Raw genomic sequence first — 19,904 nt, 5'->3', positions numbered from 1 at the left:
TGAGCTAGATAACTACCTACCGCCCGTGAACTCGATTGCAGCATCTCTTCGACGGTAAGCGTCCAAGGGATTCGATGCCTTACGAATCAGGGCTTCCCAAGTCCGTAGGTGAACTCTCCAGAACTCCAGTTCATCGTCGCGTGGTACTTGTATCCACTCATCATGCCGTCGCCCTTATTCTCGTTGGCTGCGAAGCACTCAAAGACCGTGGTTTTTTCAGATAGGTCATCAGTCGAACCACCCCCGACAGGGGAACAGGACACCGAAATAATCGGACCGTCCATAAACCCTTTCGTAACGTGATCCTCAGCCATTGTCTTGACGCTGCTTTCAATATTGGTCACCGCCAAGATACGTCGGGCGCGTTCGCTAGCATCCTTACTCTCCTGAGCGGATTTTTCGGCGGCAACGCGGGCAGCTTCTTCATCGGCCGCCAACTGAACCGCCGCTGCCGCTGCATCCCGCTCAGCCTTCACGTTGGAATCATGGGACAGTTTCCAGACTGTCCCGCCGACCGCCGCGAGAAGAACAATCGCCAGCGCCGCTATCAAAACCTTCTTCGGTGGCCGCTTTCGCGATGTGGGCGAGTCCTTCGAATCCGGCGCAGGCAGGGGTAGCCACTTTGTCCCATCCCAGTAACGTTGACCGCCCGCTGGATCTGGGTACCAGCCCGCGGGTATCTGGTCAGATGGCTCGGACATCGTCGTGCTCCTTCATTCCTGGATAGAACCGATCACACTGGTGGGTGTGGTTGGAAATTGCCAAAATTAGCGAATCTGTCCCATCCATAAATCTTGAATGCAACGCGTTCGGGACCGGTCCGCTGAAACGGATTTCGTTAGTTCAATCAGAATAGAGAGTGATACCGACAAACCGTCCAGTTTTGGAGATCGAGCGCCACCCTATCGGAACAAAGGACGAGCCTTGGACCTACTACCTCGCCTTTTCCAGAACGAAACTCACCTAACCGCAGCACCTAGTCGGCGAGTACCCCGACTTCAGCCGTACGCCGTCGATGAACTTGCCAGCACGGCCAAAATATGAGGAGCCGTCGAAAGCGCATCGCTACGCCTACCATCGGCGATTGATCGAGAGATCAATCCGTCGACGCGGAATTTGCGTGTTTTATGGGTACGTTCAAGCATCGCGGCTACTTGTCGGAGACACGTGACATCGCCATGCTTCGAGTCTGTGGCCGTAGCCGTAGCCGTGGACACGTCAGCAGGAACTTCGAGATGCCTCAACGGAAATCGCCGGGACACCATTCGCTGATCTGCGAATTGAACCACTTCACAGCAATTTGGTATGCCACGCAGGGATGCAGCTGCGTTATCCACGTCAGTTCACAACTCGGAAATCAAATCCATCCCGATCCCAACACAAAACTGGAACGAACCGCTCAGCGCCCCGACACGAAACCATTTGGAGCACGACGATGTCTTGCCCAGGGTCCGCGCCTGAGCCGCACTCCAGGCGCGAGCAGGCTCAGCCGCCGTAGACCTCAGGGTCCAGGGTGCCGATGTACGGCAGATCGCGGTACCGCTCGGCGTAGTCGAGGCCGTAACCGACGACGAACTCGTTGGGGATGTCGAAGCCCACGTCGCGGACGTCGACGTCGATCTTGACGGCGTCCGGCTTGCGGAGCAGGGTGACGACCTCGAGCGAAGCGGGATTGCGCGTCTTGAGGTTGCGCATCAACCACGACAACGTCAGGCCCGAGTCGATGATGTCCTCGACGATCAGCACGTGGCGACCGGCGATGTCCTTGTCGAGGTCCTTGAGGATGCGGACGACGCCCGAAGACGAGGTCGAGGATCCGTAGGAGCTCACGGCCATGAATTCCATCTGCGACGGGATCGGCAGGGCGCGGGCGAAGTCGGTCATGAAGAAGACCGCTCCCTTGAGGACGCCGATCAGCAGGAGATCCCCTTCGGGGGCGCCTGCCGGGTAACGCTTGGCGATTTCCTCAGCCAGTTCCGCCGTTCGTGCACGGATCTGTTCTTCGGAGATCAGTACCGATGCGATGTCGCCCTCGTACACGCGTCAAACCCTTCGTCGGTCTTCGAATCCGAGGATCAGCCTGCCACGTCGCCGGGCCGCCACCAACCTCGCCTCCGGTGTTCCGCCCCCGATCGCGACGCCGCCTTGCCCCCGCCAGTCGATCACCAGGGCGTCGACCGCCCGTAACTGTTTGTCCGTCAATGCTTTTGCGCCGCCCTGAAGCAGCCAGGCTCGCAGAGCGCGTCGGCGGATTGCGGTGGGCGCTTCGGCAAGTGTGTCCACTTCCACTTTCCCGTCGACGACAGCCCGTAGAAGTAGGGCCTCGGCGTACTCGTCGAGCGCCTCGCCGTCCTCACGCAACTGCGTCGCGGTTCGGGCCAACGCCTCGGCAACTCCCCCGCCGAGAATTTCTTCGAGCAGCGGCAACGCCTCGTGCCGCAGACGCACGCGAGTGAACTCGGGATTGTTGTTGTGCGGGTCCTCCCACGGCGTGAAGCCCAGGTCGACGCAGGCCGCCCTGGTCACCGATCGACGGATGCCGAGTAGCGGCCGTCCCCAGGGGGCGTCGAATGCAGCCATACCCTGAATCGATCGCCCACCGGACCCGCGGGACAGTCCGAGAAGGACGGTCTCTGCTTGATCGTCGAGCGTGTGTCCGAGCAGAACCGGGAGGTCAGTCCTGGTGTCGCGCAGAGCGCTGTACCGAGCCTCACGCGCGGCGGCTTCGAGACTCCCACCTTCGGCTACGTCGACGGTCAGCACCGTCGCGGTCCGGCAACCCAGCGCCAGCGCCTGGTCTGCGGCCGAGCGTGCGACGGCATCAGAACCATCTTGTAACCGATGGTCCACGATCAACGCGTCGACGGAATCGGTTTCCGCCACGGCTGCTGCGGTCAGCGCCAACGAATCGGCTCCCCCGGACAGTGCGACGACCACACGGCGTCGTGGCTCGAATACGACCGTCCACGCCCGCACGGCCTGTCGCAGCGCCAGGAGGGCAGGCGTCTCAGGCAGCAGCATCTAGCCGAGAACGCGCTTTACCCACGCGTCGGGATTGTCGATCTCGTCGAGCAACGGCAAGGTCTCGGGCCCGGTCCAGATGGTGTTGAACTGCTCCATGCCGACCTTGAGAACTACCGCGTCGACGAAGGCCTTGCCGCGTACGTACTGCGCCATCTTGGCGTCCATGCCGAGAAGCATCTTGATGATCCGCTGCACGGGGTTGGACTTGCGCTGCCGACGCTTGTCGAAGGCCGCGCGGATAGTTGCCACCGACGGCACCACGGCGGGGCCGACGGCGTCCATCACGTGGTCTGCATGCCCTTCGAGGAGAGTGCCGAGTACGAGCATCCGATCCAGCGCGTCACGCTGGGGTTCCGCCTGCGAAGCACGCAGCAGGCCGATGATCCCGCCCGCCGTCGCACCGTCACTGGAGTCGGGTTCCTTCCGCGAGCGCAGCTCTGCAGCAAGGCGCCCGACAACGTCGGTCATCGACTCGTCCACCGTCGCTCCGAGCGTTTCGACGGATTCCTTCATGTACTCCGCTAGCCACGGTGAGGACGAGAACTGAACCCGGTGAGTGACCTCGTGCAGGCAGACCCACAACCGGAAGTCACTCGGGTTCAGCCGAAGGGACCGTTCGACGGAGACGATGTTCGGTGTGACCAGAAGCAGGGTGCCGTGCTCGCCGGTGAACGGGTCGTACTGCCCGAGGATCGCCGAAGACAGGTACGCCAGCATGGCGCCGGCCTGCAAGCCCGCCGGCTTTCCGACGATGAGATTGCCACTGCCGTCAGGGTCGGCGCCGGTGAGATGCGCCATCGACCGCGAGGCCGCCGTGATCCACCCGGCCCGGTCCAGCACGTCAGCGGCCGGGACCGGTAGACCGTCGGCCAAACCGGTCACTTCACGAACTGGCAGTTCTGCGCGCTTGGACGCTTCGGCGAGTTCTGCGGTTGCCGTCTCGGCCGTGTAGCGAGACATCGCGGGGCCGCCGCGCGCCAGTTTTATCCCGGCTTTGGCGGCAAGACTCCAGTCGACGGCACCACCGAGCGGAGCCGAGGCTTCATCATCTTGTGGAGTCTTTTCGGCCACTATTGGCACCCGCAATTCCTCAATGCTCCGGCAATCGCGTCCAGGGCAGGACGGCTCACTTCTGGCGGCCGGTCATTGGACATCAGTGCGAAGGTGAGCACTCGCCCGTTCTGATCGACCACGAACCCTGACAACGCGCTGGCCGTCGAGAGAGTTCCCGTCTTGGCCCGTACCCAACCCGCACCGGTTCGGTTTCCGGACGCGTAGCGGTCGGACAAACTTCCTGTTCCGCCGGCCACCGGAAGGTAGTCCAGCAGCGGACGCAGTTTCGGATCACCGTCACCGGCCGCCGCCGTCATGACGCGATCGAGTACCTGAGCGGGAATGAGATCGTCGACGGAAAGTCCGCTGGAATCGTGCAGCGAAACCCCGGTGTAGTCGAACCCGGCGGCCTGCAAGGTCTTGCCGGTCGCGTCGACGGCTCCGGTGAACGAGGCTTCGATTCCGGAGGCAATCGCGACCTCACGCCCGATGGTCTCGGCGAGCACGTTGTCGGAATGTTCCATCATCTGCAGCAGCCGGTCGCTCAGCGGCGCCGACTGCACGGTGGCGATCGGCTTGGCACCGGCAGGCGCCGCGCCGAGACTCACGTTGGCGGGATCGACACCGAGGGCCTGAGCGAGCACCTTGCCCGCGTCCAACGCGGGCGTTTCCGAACGCGGCGACTCGTCTTGAGTGCCGTCGTACCGACCGCCTTCGATCATCACCGATTCGATCGGGGTGATGTAACCGGCCGCGATGTCAGCGGGGAACCATCCGGTGGCCATGTTGTCGCCCTTGAACAAGCTCGAGTCCACCACGACGCTGGTCACCGGCGTACCGGCAGCCTTGATCTGGTCGACGAGATCCGCGATGTGCGCTGCGTTGGCGTAGTACCCGCTCTGCCCCTTCGGCGTCGCCGTCAGCGTCGGGTCACCGCCGCCGACCAGAACGACCTGCCCGGGGCTCGTTCCAGGCACCACTGTCGTGGACAGCCTGTGGTCGAGCGGCAACTTCAGCAATGCCGCCGATGCGGTGAGCACCTTCGTCGTGGACGCAGGCGTCATCGGCGTCGACGGGTCTGCGCTCCACAGAATGTTTCCGGTGAGCGCATCAGCGACTACTCCGGTGAACTTCCCCAGATCCGGGTTGGCCACAGCCGGGCCGATCGCCGCTGCGATTCCCGACGCGCTCGGGATCGGTGCGTCCGTCGGGACGGGCACCACCTGAGGTGACGGCGTCACGAGCGCAGGCTGCGGCGACGTAGTCACAGTCGCGCTGCCGGCTGTGTCGTTCGACGTACCGAGTTTCACGACGACAACTCCGGCGACGGCCAGTACAACCACTGCACCGACCGCCAGAAGGATGCGGAAGTTACGCCGTCGACTCTCTTCCAACGAGCCGATCTTCTTCTTTCCTTGGCCCGCCAACGCCCCTCCGTCTGTGCTCTGCCTACTGGGTGGTCAGGCAACCTTATCCTTGACCCGATATCCTTCCGACGAATCATTACCGACACGACAGCGAGGAATCGGCGTGGAGTTCGACGTCACCATCGAGATCCCCAAGGGTCAGCGCAACAAGTACGAGGTCGACCACGTAACCGGTCGCGTCAAACTCGATCGCTACCTCTACACAGCTTTCGGCTACCCGGCCGACTACGGCTTCATCGAAAACACCCTGGGTGAGGACGGCGATCCGCTCGACGCCATGGTCCTGCTCCCCGAGTCGGTCTTCCCCGGCGTCATCGTCGAGGCTCGCGCAGTCGCGATGTTCAAGATGGTCGACGAGGCCGGCGGAGACGACAAGGTCCTCTGCGTTCCGGCCGGTGACCCCCGCTGGGATCACATCCAGGATCTGGGTGACATCTCACAGTTCGAGCTCGATGCGATCAAGCACTTCTTCGTCCACTACAAGGACCTCGAGCCGAACAAGCACGTCGAGGCAGCCAACTGGGTCGGCCGCGCCGAGGCAGAGGCCGAGATCGAGGCTTCGATCAAGCGTCTCGCTGCCAACGGCGGTCACTGAGCTCGAGTTCTCAGGCCTTACGAAAATCCCCGCACATCGGAAGATGTGCGGGGATTTTTGTGCTGTTTTTACTCACCCTTGCAGTTTCTACTCACCCTGGAAGACCGGCGGGCGCTTCTGGAAGACGGCGGTGATGGCCTCGGTCAGATCCTGCGACGGCAGGAACGCCGCGTTCCAGGCTGCGACGTAGCGAAGGCTGTCGTTCACGCTCGCGCTGCGGGTGTGATCGAGCACGTCCTTGATCCCGTGGACCACGAGCGGCGGATTGAGCGCAATCTCCTTGGCGGTCGCGCGCGCCGCGGCCAGTACCGCGTCGGCATCTTCGAAAACGTCGTTGACGAGACCGATCTTCTCGGCGCGCGCTGCGTCGATGTCCTTGCCGGTCAGAGCCAATTCACGCAGGTGTCCGTCACCGATGATCGCGGGCAGACGCGCGAGGCTGCCCATGTCTGCGACGATCGCGACCTTGACCTCGCGGATGCTGAACTTGGCATCGGCACTTGCGTAGCGGATGTCCGCCGCCGTGATGAGGTCGACGCCGCCGCCGATGCACCAGCCCTGAACAGCTGCAACGACGGGCTTGCGGCAGTCTGCGACGGCATTGATGCCCGACTGCATGCGCTTGATCATGTCGTGGAACTTGGTGCGCGGGCCTGCCTGAGCCTTGTCCGCGAGGACGGCACCGAATTCACCGCTCATCGCCGGCAGGTCCAGGCCGAACGAGAAGTGCTTGCCGGAACCGGCGATGACGATTGCACGCACCTCGGGATCGGCGTCGAGGTCGGCGAAGATTTCGGGGAGTTCATTCCAGAAATCCGGCCCCATCGCGTTGCCCTTGCTCGGCCCGATCAGCGTCACCTGGGCAAAGTTGTCTTCGCGCTCGACGGTGAACGCATTCCAGCTCTTCTGTTCAGTCATTACTCAAGAGTAACTAAAGGTCGGGCTCAGCCGAAGACCGCTGCCTTCATCCGAAGATTCCTGCCTCGTCAAGTACCAGTACGACGAGGGTGACGGCCATCAGGGCGAACATGATGAGCATCGCCATCCTGGCCGCCCGCTCACTCGTGGGCGGGAAAACGCGCTGCGCCGGATGCTCTGCCACGTACTCGGACAAGGACATGGTCCTGGCACGTGAGCGTGTCGGATTCTGTACCGCTGCTGTTGTAGCCATGTCGGTGATCCTTTCAACTACGCAATCTCAGTCAGGTACCCCAAAGGTGAAGTACCCGACTGAGTTCGACTTCTCCAATGTAGACCCGCAGATCGAAGAAGTCAGCGTGAGTTTCGTGCGAATTACCTGAGAGTTAGTCCACACAGGGAATGCCGCCATTCGCGTCCGCTCGGATAGGTGATCCCTGCGCTCCCGTGTCGGGAACTGTGCCGGCGGATACCGAGGAGTCCGACTGCGCCGGAGCGGCCGAGAACACGGTCTGCGCATTGTCCTCACCGATCAGTACAGACACTGATTCGGCCGCTGCCTGCTCGTTCGGCACTGCGGCCACGCCCAACTGCTCGGCCAGCGCCTCTGCGACGACTTTGGCGCCGACTCCATAGCTGACCACCGACTTTGCCGTCGCAGCTGCGGTGCTCACCTCTCCGACTTCGACTCCCGACGCTTTCATCGCCGCTGCCAACGCGGCGCCCAACCCGTCCGTCGCGGTTCCGTTGCGGATGTCCACAACTTCGTTCCCGGTCGAGATCGCGGTGTCCATCGCAGGTGCAGATGCCGAGTCACCTCCCGCGAAGATCCGCGACACTTCGCTACGCAGACGCGCCGGATCGACCATGTTGACGTCCTGGCCGTCGACGGTCTCGTATCCCTCGATGGGCAGGGTGTAGAAGTCGATGTTCCCACCCGCGAGAGCGCTTGCCTGAGAAGCGAATCGGACGGGATCCATGGCGGAATCGATCACCACGTCCTTCTTCACCACGTCGGCCAGTGCCGTCATCTTCGGAATGTTTCCGATGACGCCGGAGCCCTTCAAGTTGGCGATCACCGCGCTGATGAAAGCCTGCTGCCGGTGGGTGCGATCCAAGTCCCCGTTGTCCAGGCCGTGGCGTTGACGGACAAACGAAAGTGCCTGTGACGCATCGAGAGTCTGAACCCCCGCCGGGAAGTTGGCGCCCGAGAAGTCATCCTGCACCGGATTGTTGAGGCACACCTGAACAGGACCGATAGCCGAGACGACGTCATAGAAGCCCATCAGGTTAACTTCGGCAAAGTGATCGATCGGAACCTTGAGCAGATTCTGCACGGTGGTCAGTGTCGACCGCCTACCGACTTCACGCGCTTGTTGTTCTCGTGCAGCAGGATCCGTCACACCGTCCGCTACGAGTTTGGCGTCCGCATCAGCCTTCGCCATTCCGTAGGCTTCCTTGATCTTGGCCATTCCATAGCCGGGTACAGAGACGTAATCGTCGCGTGGAATCGCCACTGCACTGGCCTTGCCACCATCGCCCGGAACATGGAGCAGGATAAGCGTGTTCGTGTTGTACCCACCCACATCACTGTCCCCTGCATGTAACTTGTCGGTGACGAACTCTGCCGGCAGATCGCTGCCGTCCATCGCCTTGCGACTGTCGAGCCCGATCAACAAGATGTTGGTATCCCCGTCGAGTGAACTTCCGGCGTCGTCGCCGAGGACGGAGAGCGCGTCCGATCGGTACAGCCCCGACGTGAGATCCGACTGCACGTACCAGCCGATTCCGACGCCCACCAGAATCGTCGTCGACAGGGACGCCGCCGCCAGCTTGCGCCCCACCGAGAGCGTCGACCGCTGCGGTTGACGCCTACGCCTGTGCCTGGTTGCCGAGTGTCGAGGTCGCGGTTCCACGGCCGACACGCTATCCACCGTTCCTGAGTAGAACCTGTCGATACCGGACACGGCTGGTCATTCGCTGAAAGAACGCTGAGAATGAAGTCCGAATTGGGCGAATCTGCTCTAGGCTCCGCCCTGTGGACCGCCGACGCTTCCTCAGTGCCCTCGCAGCAGCAACTCTGACCGGAACCGCCGCAGTGACCATGGGAACCGCTTGTTCGTCACGTTCGGTCGGGACGGCGGTCGCCGCAGCCGACGAGCCAGCAGACCCTGCCGCTGTTCCGAATCTCCCGCCTGCCTTGCTGCCGCCTCCACCGCAGTCTGCCCGGGTGCCGCTGCCCGCCGGCGGATCGTTGACCGCCCTGCCCGGCGGCGGGGATCTGTTGGCCCTGACGGTTGACGACGGGGCCAGCTCCGAAGTCGTGCGCCTCTACACACAGTTCGCAAAAGACACCGGCATCCGTTTGACGTACTTCGTCAACGGGCAATACAACTCGTGGACCGAAAACGCCGGACTTCTAAGACCTCTTGTCGAGAGCGGACAAATTCAGCTCGGCAATCACACCTACTCGCACCCGGATCTGACGTCAGTGTCGAAGCAGCAGATCGCCGACGAGCTGACGAAGAACGGCACGTTCCTGCGCAACACCTACGGCGTGGATGCGGCGCCGTACTTTCGGCCGCCGTATGGAAGGCACAACGCGACAGTCGATTCCGTGGCCGCGAGCGTCGGCTACACCGTACCCACCCTCTGGTACGGGTCGCTGTCGGATTCTTCGTTGATCACCGAGGAGTACATCCTGCAGATGGCGAACCAGTACTTCAATCCGGGGGCCATAGTGATCGGACACCTCAACTATCTGCCCGTGACCCACGTGTATCCGCAACTGGTGGACATCATCCGAAGCCGGAACCTGCGGACGGTCACGCTCAACGATGTCTATCTGAAGCCGTGACGCCGTGGTGACCGCAGCCGACAACGAGGTTCCGGCCGACAACAGGGCTCCGTCTGTGAAACAACGCACCGAGGCCTGGCTGCTCGCGGACATCACCGAGGAACCCGCCGGACATCTGGGGCCACACCGGATGGCGCCGAAGAAGGAGAAGCGCCACCCGTGGTGGAAGGTGATGTGCCTGACGGGTGTCGATTACTTCTCCACTCTCGGTTACCAACCCGGTATCGCGGCACTGGCGGCCGGCACGTTGGCTCCCATCGCGACAGTCGTGTTGATTCTGCTGACGCTGTTCGGTGCGCTCCCGGTCTACCGGCGAGTGGCTCGCGAGAGTCCGCATGGCGAGGGGTCGATCGCCATGCTCGAGAAGCTGCTACCCAAGTGGCGCGGCAAGATCTTCGTTCTCGTGCTTCTCGGATTCGCGGCCACCGATTTCCTCATCACTATGACGCTCTCGGCCGCCGATGCCACGGCGCACCTCGTCGAGAATCCTTTTGCTCCAACCTTTCTCTCCGGACACACCGTCGCCGTCACCCTTGTTCTGCTCGCGCTCCTCGCCGCGGTATTCCTCCGCGGATTCACCGAAGCTATCGGTATCGCTGTCGGATTGGTCGCCGTCTACCTCGCCTTGAACGTGGTGGTCATCTCCGTAGGTTTGTGGCACATCGCGACCGCGCCGTCGTTGGTCACCGACTGGACGCGCGCCATGACCACCGAGCACGGAAACCCGGCGATGATGATCCTGATCGCGCTGATCGTCTTCCCGAAGTTGGCTCTCGGTCTGTCCGGCTTCGAAACCGGCGTCGCGGTCATGCCGCAGATCAAGGGCGATCCGCACGACACCGAACAGAATCCACGTGGCCGCATCAAAGGCGCACGGCGCCTGCTCACCACTGCGGCGCTGATCATGAGTGGATTCCTGCTGACGTCGAGCCTGGTCACCACCATCCTGATCCCAGAAAACGAGTTCCAACCCGGAGGCGCTGCCAACGGTCGCGCGCTTGCCTTCCTCGCGCACGACTATCTGGGTGAGATCTTCGGAACCGTCTACGATCTCAGCACGATCCTGATCCTTTGGTTTGCCGGTGCGTCGGCAATGGCAGGGTTGCTCAATCTTGTTCCGAGGTATCTCCCCCGCTACGGCATGGCGCCGTCGTGGGCCCGCGCCGTGCGTCCGCTGGTCCTCGTGTTCAGCGTCATCGCCATCACCGTCACGATCTACTTCGACGCCGGTGTCGACGCTCAGAGTTCCGCGTACGCAACCGGTGTCCTCGTGCTCATCTCGTCGGCGACCGTCGCCGTTGCCCTGTCCGCTCGCAAGCACGGTCAGCGAAAACTGTTCGTAGGGTTCAGTTTTGTCGCAGTTTTGTTCGTCTACACGACGATCGCGAACATCTTCGAACGTCCAGACGGTGTGAAAGTGGCGTCGTTTTTCATCGCCGCGATCATGGTGGTGTCCTTCCTTTCCCGGATCTCGCGAGCCTTCGAACTACGGGCAACCTCCGTCGAATTCGACGAGACTGCACTGCGATTCATCGCCGAGGCAGCCGAGAAGGGTTACCTCGCGATGGTGGCGCACGACGTCGATCGTCTCGACGAGGACGAGTATCGGCAGAAGGAATCGCAGCAGCGCGCCGAAAGCAACATCCCGGAGGCGGAGTCGATCATCTTCATCGAAGTCAACGTCACAGACTCCTCCGAATTCAGCACCGATCTTCTCGTCCACGGACGACAGCGCGGTGAGCACCGGATCCTCTGGGTCGACAGCCCTGCCGTCCCCAACACCATTGCGGCGGTTCTCCTGCGGACGAGAGACATCACCGGCGTGATTCCCGACGTCTACTTCGAGTGGACCGAGGGAAACCCGATCATGTACCTGCTCCGATTCCTCTTCATCGGTGAGGGCGAAACCGCTCCCGTGACCCGAGAGGTTCTCCGCCGAGCCGAACCCGACCAGTCCCGACGGCCACACGTCCACGTCGGTTGACGCGGCAAACGACGAGCAGAGGGATGGTCCGGGCCATGCCGATGGACGACACCAGCAGCGCCGGCTACTGGAACGGAAAACCGCAATGCTCATGCGCGGTTACCCCTACTCCGCGGCCGTCAAGGACAAGGACTTGATGGACCTGCGGATCTGGGCGTCCTCCGGCAACGTCAAACTGGTGCGCACCGTCTTGCAATGGGATCTGCCGGACTGGCACGCCGAACGGCCAGGCGTCGGACTCGAAGTCCGACTCCTCCGACGACTGGTCATCGCATGTGCCGGTTGCTCGAGCCGTTGGCGTCCCCGAAGTTGATGGGCGCAATCAACGTCCCTCGTAGCGAGTCCGCTGATCTTCATGCGCTGATGACCGAAGGCAAGAACACCGTCAAATCGCGTCTCGAAGGGCACAGCGCATCGGCGGCCGCGTTCACCACCGTCCTGTCCGCCGAGCTCTATCCCGTGGCGAAAACGCACTGCCTGACCAGGCCGGACGAAAAATCGATCCTCCGCTACGGATGAACTGATGTTCGCTCGGTCCTGAAAGTCACGACCCTACTTGAACGAGAGTGATCGTATGATCATCGCCGATCGACCGTGAATTGCGCAGGAACGCGCATCCGGAGACCGGCCGCGTGCCGCCCGCACGATGCCAACAACCGAGCCGCTTCATAGAATTCGACCAAAGACAGGGAAGATCGCACAGAAAGAAGTGCTGCGTGCCTATATTCAGGCGAAACTCGCGAATATCACATCTTGCGTGCGAGGCTCGCCCTGAAATCCATTGCGATGGTGCGGATCTATAGGACGATCGGCCCCCGCTGCACCCACACGTCGAAGCGACTGGCTATCGCAGGTTCGATTCGTCTGTCACCAAGCGATAAAGGACGTATCCAGAAAACACTATTATGGAGACGACGCAGAGTACGAGCATGATGTCGAAGAAGATAGTCATGTTTCCCCTCATGGGTTCGACCAGGATCGATTCGTTTATCCCCGCGAAAGTTTCTCCGCGAAAATGTCCTGTTCCGCAGCTCCAATCGTGTGAAGGCGATAGTGCCTCACCACCCGAGGCACGGCTCAGCACTACTCAGAGTGAGGGCTTGGCAGTGTCATGCGCTGCGCGAAGGGTCACTTACGATTCCTGATCCGCTGACACGAGGTCGCGGAAGTAGTCGGAGAGACGGTGAGTGCCAGTCCGCTCGCCCACCGACTCACGTTGGAGCCCTTCGATGAAGAATCGAGCCAGCGACGACGGGCGCGGCCCCAGGCGATCCGCGGTCCAGATGACAGGCCGGACGAATCCGGCAGGGACCGAGACCATTCGGGGCCGCTTGTCCACCGCGGCGAACGCCAAGTCCACGATGTCGCGATACCTGTAGATGTCCGGGCCACCGACATTCCACTCACCGGACTCGTCCCCGAGTCGGTCGACACAGAAGGCTGCGAGGTCGGCGCCGTGGATCGGGTTCAGTCGCGCAGTTCCGGCACCGAGGCCGAACGCAAGGCCGCGACGGGCCATGTCGAGGAACTCGGAAGCGTCCGAGAAGTACCCCGAGGGATTGACGATCTGCGAAGCCGCCTCGCTCCGCCGCAGCGCCTCCACGAACGCCGCCTTCGACCGCATCACCATCGAGGTGCCCTCGTGGACATGCATGACGTTGACAAACAGAAACGACGACACCGAGTCCAGCTCCGCCAACTGCAGCAGACGCAAGTTTGCTTGAAAATCGATGTCCCAGGGGTCAGCGTGTTGCCTCGTCACACCCAACGCTGAAACCACCCGGTGCACACCGTGACACAAATCTGGAATCGTACTGCGATCGCCGATGTCTCCGATCACCCACTCGTCTACCAGGCCGCTTAGAGATGGAGCTCCGAACGCCCCCGAGCCCTCCGCCCGATCGCGTGAACGCACCAGCGCTCTCACCCGATAGCCGCGTTGATGGAGCTCACGCACCAGGTACCTACCCATATACCCCGTCGCCCCGGCAACTAGTACGGTCTGCGCTTCCACGTGCACCCCTTCCATTCATGTACTGCCTAGTCCAAGAATACAGTACTGCCATGCGATGACTTCGACACGCCAAAGGAGGTCCTGTCGGCCCACCTGGACAATGGGAACGTCGGGCCACCTCGGATAGCCGGCAACAATGAGATGGAGGAAACGTGATGGCGCGTCCCGCACGACCGTTGGACCCGGCGCGCTCTCGCGCGCTACTCGATGCCGCCGGCGTCGCATTCGCAACACACGGTTTCGAGCGGGCCTCGCTCAACTCGATCCTGGCCGAGGCGCGATTCCCGAAGAGCTCCTTCTACCACTACTTCGGGGACAAGACGACACTGTTCGAGCGCGCCGTGGAAGCCGGAATGGACGCGCTGCGCGCAGCGGTGACACCACCGAACATCGACTCACTCGATCAGCACAGCTTCTGGCCGCAGATACGTCAACTCGGTGATCAACTCCAGATCGCCGCCACCTCGGACCCACGCACCCAGATTGCCGGACGCCTGCTTCACGCCGCCGACGTCCCGCCCTCACCCACGCTCGACGCTCTTCGCCACTCGATAACGAACTGGCTCACACACGCACTCGAAAGAGGCCGCGACCTCGGCCAGATTGACCTCGACACCCCCCTGGAGCTTCAACTACACCTACTGATCGCCGTCCTCACGGAAGTCGACCGATGGGTGCTCGCCCACAACGCGCACACCGACTCCACGTCCGCGGCACTGCGCGTACTCGAACGCTTGCTCGTCGCGTGATCATGACTCCCGCACCGCCGCCGATATGTTGCAACGACCAATGGAATCTACCAACAGACTTGGGGGCCAAACCTTTTACCTACGGACTAGGGCTTATCCGACATATTTGAGGTCGAACACCGAAATGAAATCCCACTCGAACTGCCTTGTTCTCGGTGACGGTGGCTCGTATTCCGCGCTCGTGTAACGCCGCCGCCCTGAATTCGCGACCGCTGGCTCGATGCGACTCTGTTTCAGGTCCACGCCCATGCAGAAATCTTCATTTCCATATAGGTCGCTTCTGTCTCGCACCTCTACCAGCGGGCGGCGGCAACCGACTTAACCCGCCTGTTTCACCGGTCGCTGCCCGATTGTCGACAGGTAATTACTTGTCAATTCAATTCTCGTGGGAACGGACAAAAACCGACCGGATTCTTGTGAGAATCGACTGAGATGGGCGTCACGTCATGCGTCAAGATTTAGCGGTCAACACTTAACCGCGCCCTCATCTTTTTGCTCGGGCCCCGGCTCCATCACGGAGGCACCATGAAACACCGCTCCTATCCAACACTTGCAGCGGCCGCAGGGCTCGCTCTCGTGTTGTCCGCCTGCGGCTCGGGAGGCACTTCCTCGGGCCCCGGCGGCGGTGACCCCCTCATTGACGGAACCTTCCGATTTGCACTGGAGGCCGATCCAGGCGCACTCAACCCGGTCATGACGGCATCCTCTGCTACCGGCGAGATTTCGCGGTTGGCTTACGACTCCCTGGTTTACCAGGATCCCGATACCAGCAAAGTCGGACCGTGGTTGGCAGAAAAGTGGGATGAAACCCCGACGTCTGCATCCTTCACCATCCGTGAAGGCGTGACCTGTACCGACGGGTCCACGTTGACCCCCCAGACCGTCGCGGACAACATCAACTTCGTCGCCAATCCGGACAACGGTTCACGGTTGCGTGGCTCGGTTGTCCCTACTGGTGCATCGGCGACCGCTGACCCCGCTACGCGTACCGTCACGGTGAACACTGCGACTCCCAGCCCGTTCCTGCTCCTTAATGTCGGGCGCCTCCCGATCCTGTGCGAGGCCGGAGTGAAGGACCCGACGGCATCGAACAAAGCCTCGCTCGGCACCGGCATGTTCCAAGTCACCGAAATCGCCGCCGGCAGTCACTACACATTCGAGCGCCGCGAGGGCTACAACTGGGGGCCCGACGGCACCACCTCCGACACACCAGGTGTCCCCAAGACCGTAATCGCCTCAGTAGCACCGAATGTCAGCACTTCCGCGAACCAGCTTCTGTCGGGCGAACTCCACGCAGCACCGATCGACGGGCCGGACAAGAGCCGAATCGAGGCCGCCAATTTTACCTCGATCAAACGACCGATGTCAGCCGGTCAGATGTACTTCAATCAGACAGCAACCAACCCGACCAGCGATCCCGCCGTCCGCACGGCACTGATCCAAGCGGTCAATCTCGATGACCTCGCTCAGGTCGTCACCGCAGGAAACGGGATTCGGGCAACCAGTCTCGTCGCCGTCGAACCGCGCGCCTGCGTATACGACTCTGTGACCGCCAATCTTCCCGAGTTCGATCTCAGTGCGGCACAAGCAACCCTGGACGCCGCTGGTTGGACCGCCAACGTAGACGGCAAGCGAAGCAAGGACGGAAAGCCGCTGAACCTGCGCCTCGTCTACGACGGTGTCGACGATCCGCGAAATGCAGCAGCCGAACTCGCGCAGTCGGCGTGGACCCAACTCGGTGCAAACGTCGAGGTGACAGGTGGCGACGAAAACCGGATCATCGACATCATTCTCAGCGGTAAGGACAACACCGCGTGGGACATCGCGTGGATCCAGATCAATTCTTCGCTCCCGAGCACGTTCACCGGATACTTCAGCGGACCCGTTCCCGCAGCCGGTAAGAACTTCTCGTCTATCAGCAACCCCGCATACGACGCAGCAGTAACAAAGGCCTCCGGATTGACTGGCGAAGCAGCCTGTGATGCCTGGGCCGACGCAGAGTCGGAGATCGTGAAATCGGCTTCTGCTGTAACCTTTGCCGACGCGATCACGAACCTGTACTTCAACAAGGCCGGGCTCTCATTCGGTAAAACGCTCAACGGTTCTGCTCTCCGCCTCTACCAGTAAACGAGTTACTCACTCAATTTCCTTGCGGTAGAACTACTTCCACTCCAACGACCGGAAGCGGTGCGACTCCCCTGAACGTCCAGCGCGAGCTCCGGACCTCTGTCGTCCAGCTCATTCTTCAGGATCGGGAACTGATCTAGCTACTCTCCGCACCTTCGTCACTTCGATGCCCCCTCCGCCCACACTGGAGGGGGCATCGAAGTCTGGGCACTCGACCACCTCTTCGTCACTTCAGCAGCGGCTGCCGATCTCTAACCGCGCAGTTTCCGGTGAGAACGTGGCACCGCGGATGACAGGAGTCGTAGCACTAGAACCCAAGGGTTAGATGCGGGTGGAGCCAGATGACAACCAAATCCACACGCTGTCGTGCGGCTTCCGCTCTCGTGCTCGACGCTCGAGCCCTCGCACCAGAAGTACTCCGAGGTTCAGAAGGCCTCCTATGACGTGACTTTGGAGACGGAGGAGGATTCCCTGCGCTCTACCGACCAGTCCCTGCGCGGCGATGCCTGCCGGGAAAGCCGGCCGACCCTGCGGGGGCGCGAAGGCCACGCTTTCGGCCGCCGCCATCGAGGGTAGGACCGCCTTGGTGCTGGCCGTGCTTAGTGGACAATGCGAACATGACGACCTGCGCTCCTGCTCAAACCGTGCACTTTCATCAGAAGCATTACACGGCAGTGGTTTCTGGCGCGAAAGTTTCCACCGTCCGCTGGCGCGAAGACATTCACGAAGGGCCGGCAATTTTCATCTTCGACAATCACCCGACCGCCCGCCCCCTTGCAGGACAGGTCACCGCTGTAGAAACGTACGATCTCGCTCATCTGTCGCCGCTAGCAGCTCACCAGCCACCCGGCACCGACATGACGAATTTCGCAAGACAACTCCGGGTCAACTACTACCCCGAGATGCCTGAAGACGCTGTTGTTCAGGTGGTCGTCATAGCCACCGGTCACCACGGGGATTCATCACTGCCCACGACGTAGTGCGACCGACCTCAGCCATCGAAAACGTCTGTTGTACTTCCGTGTGCGTCGAGGTCTGCACTGCCGGCGCCGATCAGGTAGTTGCGGCCAATTCTGGCTGGGTTGATCGGTCCAGGCGCGCTGGCACTCGTCCGGGGTCAGCGTTGTCGTGGATCCTCTGCGACAGGGCCGCCTTCGTTTTCCCACCGATCCAGTGCGCGTTTTTCCTGCTTGGCGGCGGTGTCTTTGCGTGATCCGAGTGATTTTACGGACTTGAGTAGTTCTGTGAGTCGGCCCATGACCGGACCATACTCGACTTTCCGGCGAAGCTGACCCAGGGTTGGACGTATCTCCATCTGAGATGCCATAGGAGACTTCGACGGCGTCGACAACCACGAAACCTCCGCCCCGCCCTGCTTGCACTACCCGCACGAGAACGCACGATCCGGGTGCATGGCGGCGAATTGCCAGCGCGGGCCAACTCGGAGTGCGATTTCGGGACCGAAATGTTCGCGGCCAAACCGCGAGCACGACGGCGGCGACGCTTCGCACGACATCGCCGCGTCGTTCGGCGAGAATACTGGACCTAGGCCGGGAAAATCGGGTGCTTCAGCCGTCGAGATAGGGATAGGTTGTCGTGCGTGAGCGCACAAGTGATCATTCTGACCGGCCCACCAGGGGCAGGGAAGTCGACCCTCGCCGCGAAACTTGCCCGCGGTTACAGCAAAGGCGTTCATCTGCACACAGACGACTTCTGGCACTGCATCGTTTCGGGCGCGATACCTCCGTACGAGCCCACGTCCGATGCGCAGAACCAGACTGTCATGGATGTGATCGCCGGCGCCGCCTATACCTATGCTCGCGGCGACTTCACCACGGTGATCGACGGAATCATCGGGCCGTGGATGCTCCCCCACTTCCGCACACACGCGACACAGCACCCGAACTTGGCGGTCCACTACATCGTGCTCCGGCCGCAGCGCGACATCACGCTGAAGCGAGCCCAAGCCCGAACCGCGCCAAGCGCCTTGATCGATGAGGGGCCAATCCTCTCGATGTGGGATCAGTTCTCCGACCTCGGCGAGCTCGACGATCATGTACTGGACACGTCGGGCGACGCGGAAGAACAGAGTGCCCAACAAGTGGCAGCGGCCATTCGCGACGACCGTTTCCGACTCTTTGCACAGTAGCGGCTCAATCCACCGGAAACCGTCTTGGTGATCGGCATCGGGGCGCCAGTGGATATGAAACTTGGTGGTGTCGAGGTCGGCTAGTTTTCGCTCCGGAGCGCCCAGCTTGGGAGTCGGCCGAATCTCGACTGGCGTCGGGTTTTGTTGTGGCGCCTTAGTTTTTATCCAATTTGCCCACGTGTAGGTCTGTTCGGGCGTGGTCTCGTGGTGCTCGATCATGGCATGCCAGTGCTGCGGAAAGGTCATCGCGGAGCGCAGCGAATTTCTCTTCGCGTGGACACCGCAGGTGGCCGGACCGCCGAGCAGGCGAATGCAGTAGATGATCCAACTGACAACGGTTCCTGGTCTATGACTCGTCCGACAGACAGGTGCCCTGACCGAGCCCGTCCACGACCGCAGACGGCGACCCCATCGCGACGGGACGATGTGACGGAGATCGGGAATGACCGCGACATACAATCGCGGTCAGAGCGAAGCGCCAGGCCGAGATTCCGGCACCGAGGTGAGGGAGGGGCAGGATGTTCGGTTGGAAGAAGAAGCGCCACGATTCGAAGATGACGCTCGACGATGTGATGTCAAAGCTCCGGCCTGACCTGAGTCGGGAATCGCTCGGCGTCGGGCCCGACTTTCCTGGCGTCGCCCCGAACCCGCTCATGAGCAGTGATGCACGCAAGCGCAGTGCGGAACTACGTACGGGGGCGCTTGCGCTCGGCGTTCTCGTCGACTGGCGGGAGGTCAACAGCAATCCACGCGCGGTCCTGATGTTCGACGTGGAAACCTCCGACGGCATCTCGTTCCGCGGTATCGCAGACGAAGACCTCACGATCACCGAACTGACACGACTCGCCCCGGGACAGACGTTGCCCGTGCGCTACCGGCCGGCCGTCATGGACCACTACGTCGCCCTTGCCAGGGACGCGGACCCCGCCCACGTGCAGCAGCTCTCCGACGAGATCGCGAGCCGCAAGCGGACCCCTGCCAGCCATGCGACAAACGCGTGAATTCAC

At 61.8% G+C, this 19,904-nt stretch carries 20 protein-coding genes; 10 read left to right on the top strand and 10 right to left on the bottom strand.

Annotation, left to right across the window (positions count from 1 at the left end):
- Positions 1–86 precede the first annotated feature (86 nt).
- From GJB56_RS25560 to dacB, 5 genes are all read right to left on the bottom strand, one after another.
- The gene (locus GJB56_RS25560) at positions 87–701 is read right to left on the bottom strand and encodes a DUF2510 domain-containing protein (protein ID WP_029537491.1); all 615 of its coding nucleotides are present in this window, start codon (positions 699–701) and stop codon (positions 87–89) included.
- 784 nt (positions 702–1,485) lie between these two features.
- A complete protein-coding gene (hpt, locus tag GJB56_RS25555) occupies positions 1,486–2,040 on the bottom strand; it encodes a hypoxanthine phosphoribosyltransferase (RefSeq protein ID WP_019746778.1) in 555 nt (184 codons plus the stop codon).
- A gap of 3 nt (positions 2,041–2,043) precedes the next feature.
- Positions 2,044–3,021 (bottom strand): tRNA lysidine(34) synthetase TilS, encoded by a 978-nt coding sequence (gene tilS / locus GJB56_RS25550; RefSeq protein ID WP_113682065.1) that lies wholly within the window; start codon positions 3,019–3,021, stop codon positions 2,044–2,046.
- Positions 3,022–4,095 (bottom strand): zinc-dependent metalloprotease, encoded by a 1,074-nt coding sequence (locus GJB56_RS25545; RefSeq protein ID WP_019746776.1) that lies wholly within the window; start codon positions 4,093–4,095, stop codon positions 3,022–3,024.
- Complete coding sequence (gene dacB, locus GJB56_RS25540; RefSeq protein ID WP_021333820.1) at positions 4,095–5,504, bottom strand: D-alanyl-D-alanine carboxypeptidase/D-alanyl-D-alanine endopeptidase; 1,410 nt, start codon at positions 5,502–5,504, stop codon at positions 4,095–4,097. Before dacB ends, GJB56_RS25545 begins: the two co-directional genes overlap by 1 nt.
- 103 nt (positions 5,505–5,607) lie before the next feature.
- On the opposite strand from dacB, the gene GJB56_RS25535 reads away from it, so the two are divergent.
- Positions 5,608–6,099, top strand: coding sequence for an inorganic diphosphatase (locus GJB56_RS25535; protein WP_003941181.1), 492 nt, complete (start codon positions 5,608–5,610; stop codon positions 6,097–6,099).
- Between the two features lie 87 nt (positions 6,100–6,186).
- Here the strand turns inward: GJB56_RS25535 and GJB56_RS25530 are convergent, their stop codons facing one another.
- From GJB56_RS25530 to GJB56_RS25520, 3 genes are all read right to left on the bottom strand, one after another.
- A complete protein-coding gene (locus tag GJB56_RS25530) occupies positions 6,187–7,017 on the bottom strand; it encodes a crotonase/enoyl-CoA hydratase family protein (protein ID WP_113682064.1) in 831 nt (276 codons plus the stop codon).
- A gap of 46 nt (positions 7,018–7,063) precedes the next feature.
- On the bottom strand, positions 7,064–7,270 hold the full coding sequence (locus GJB56_RS25525; protein ID WP_124568973.1) for a hypothetical protein: 207 nt from the start codon (positions 7,268–7,270) through the stop codon (positions 7,064–7,066).
- Positions 7,271–7,403: 133 nt separating this feature from the next.
- Complete coding sequence (locus GJB56_RS25520) at positions 7,404–8,933, bottom strand: LCP family protein (RefSeq protein WP_230091073.1); 1,530 nt, start codon at positions 8,931–8,933, stop codon at positions 7,404–7,406.
- A 122-nt stretch (positions 8,934–9,055) separates the two neighbouring features.
- On the opposite strand from GJB56_RS25520, the gene GJB56_RS25515 reads away from it, so the two are divergent.
- The 4 genes from GJB56_RS25515 to GJB56_RS25500 all read left to right on the top strand — a co-directional run bounded on the left by GJB56_RS25515 (position 9,056) and on the right by GJB56_RS25500 (position 12,377).
- A complete protein-coding gene (locus GJB56_RS25515) occupies positions 9,056–9,874 on the top strand; it encodes a polysaccharide deacetylase family protein (protein WP_113682062.1) in 819 nt (272 codons plus the stop codon).
- A gap of 4 nt (positions 9,875–9,878) precedes the next feature.
- Positions 9,879–11,858 (top strand): amino acid permease, encoded by a 1,980-nt coding sequence (locus GJB56_RS25510; protein ID WP_113682061.1) that lies wholly within the window; start codon positions 9,879–9,881, stop codon positions 11,856–11,858.
- Between the two features lie 85 nt (positions 11,859–11,943).
- Positions 11,944–12,171 (top strand): hypothetical protein, encoded by a 228-nt coding sequence (locus tag GJB56_RS25505; RefSeq protein WP_113682060.1) that lies wholly within the window; start codon positions 11,944–11,946, stop codon positions 12,169–12,171.
- On the top strand, positions 12,132–12,377 hold the full coding sequence (locus GJB56_RS25500) for a hypothetical protein (protein WP_162793403.1): 246 nt from the start codon (positions 12,132–12,134) through the stop codon (positions 12,375–12,377). Before GJB56_RS25505 ends, GJB56_RS25500 begins: the two co-directional genes overlap by 40 nt.
- Before the next feature lie 613 nt (positions 12,378–12,990).
- Here the strand turns inward: GJB56_RS25500 and GJB56_RS25495 are convergent.
- On the bottom strand, positions 12,991–13,872 hold the full coding sequence (locus GJB56_RS25495; protein ID WP_133727755.1) for an SDR family oxidoreductase: 882 nt from the start codon (positions 13,870–13,872) through the stop codon (positions 12,991–12,993).
- Positions 13,873–14,027: 155 nt separating this feature from the next.
- Between GJB56_RS25495 and GJB56_RS25490 the strand changes: the two genes are divergently transcribed.
- From GJB56_RS25490 to GJB56_RS25480, 3 genes are all read left to right on the top strand, one after another.
- Positions 14,028–14,621, top strand: coding sequence for a TetR/AcrR family transcriptional regulator (locus tag GJB56_RS25490; protein WP_113682057.1), 594 nt, complete (start codon positions 14,028–14,030; stop codon positions 14,619–14,621).
- A 525-nt stretch (positions 14,622–15,146) separates the two neighbouring features.
- Positions 15,147–16,748 carry an ABC transporter substrate-binding protein gene (locus GJB56_RS25485; protein ID WP_113682056.1) on the top strand — a complete coding sequence of 534 codons (1,602 nt, stop codon included), beginning with the start codon at positions 15,147–15,149 and terminating at the stop codon, positions 16,746–16,748.
- A gap of 617 nt (positions 16,749–17,365) precedes the next feature.
- Complete coding sequence (locus GJB56_RS25480; protein ID WP_113682411.1) at positions 17,366–17,728, top strand: ASCH domain-containing protein; 363 nt, start codon at positions 17,366–17,368, stop codon at positions 17,726–17,728.
- 137 nt (positions 17,729–17,865) lie between these two features.
- Here GJB56_RS25480 and GJB56_RS25475 read toward each other — a convergent pair whose 3' ends face one another.
- Entirely contained in the window at positions 17,866–18,006 is a 141-nt protein-coding gene (locus GJB56_RS25475) for a hypothetical protein (protein WP_154606704.1), read from the bottom strand.
- Positions 18,007–18,348: 342 nt separating this feature from the next.
- Here GJB56_RS25475 and GJB56_RS25470 point away from each other — a divergent pair, with 342 nt between their 5' ends.
- Both GJB56_RS25470 and GJB56_RS25465 read left to right on the top strand, forming a co-directional pair.
- Positions 18,349–18,897: an AAA family ATPase gene (locus GJB56_RS25470; protein WP_113682055.1), complete on the top strand. Its 549-nt coding sequence runs from the start codon at positions 18,349–18,351 to the stop codon at positions 18,895–18,897.
- A 518-nt stretch (positions 18,898–19,415) separates the two neighbouring features.
- Positions 19,416–19,898 carry a hypothetical protein gene (locus GJB56_RS25465; protein ID WP_046377878.1) on the top strand — a complete coding sequence of 161 codons (483 nt, stop codon included), beginning with the start codon at positions 19,416–19,418 and terminating at the stop codon, positions 19,896–19,898.
- The last annotated feature ends 6 nt before the right edge of the window (positions 19,899–19,904 follow it).

The sequence above is a fragment of the Rhodococcus sp. AQ5-07 genome (genome assembly GCF_009707305.1).
Classification (GTDB): Bacteria; Actinomycetota; Actinomycetes; order Mycobacteriales; family Mycobacteriaceae; genus Rhodococcus_F; species Rhodococcus_F erythropolis.
Note: the sequence above shows the minus strand (reverse complement) of the source record. Positions and strands in the feature narration are given on the sequence as shown.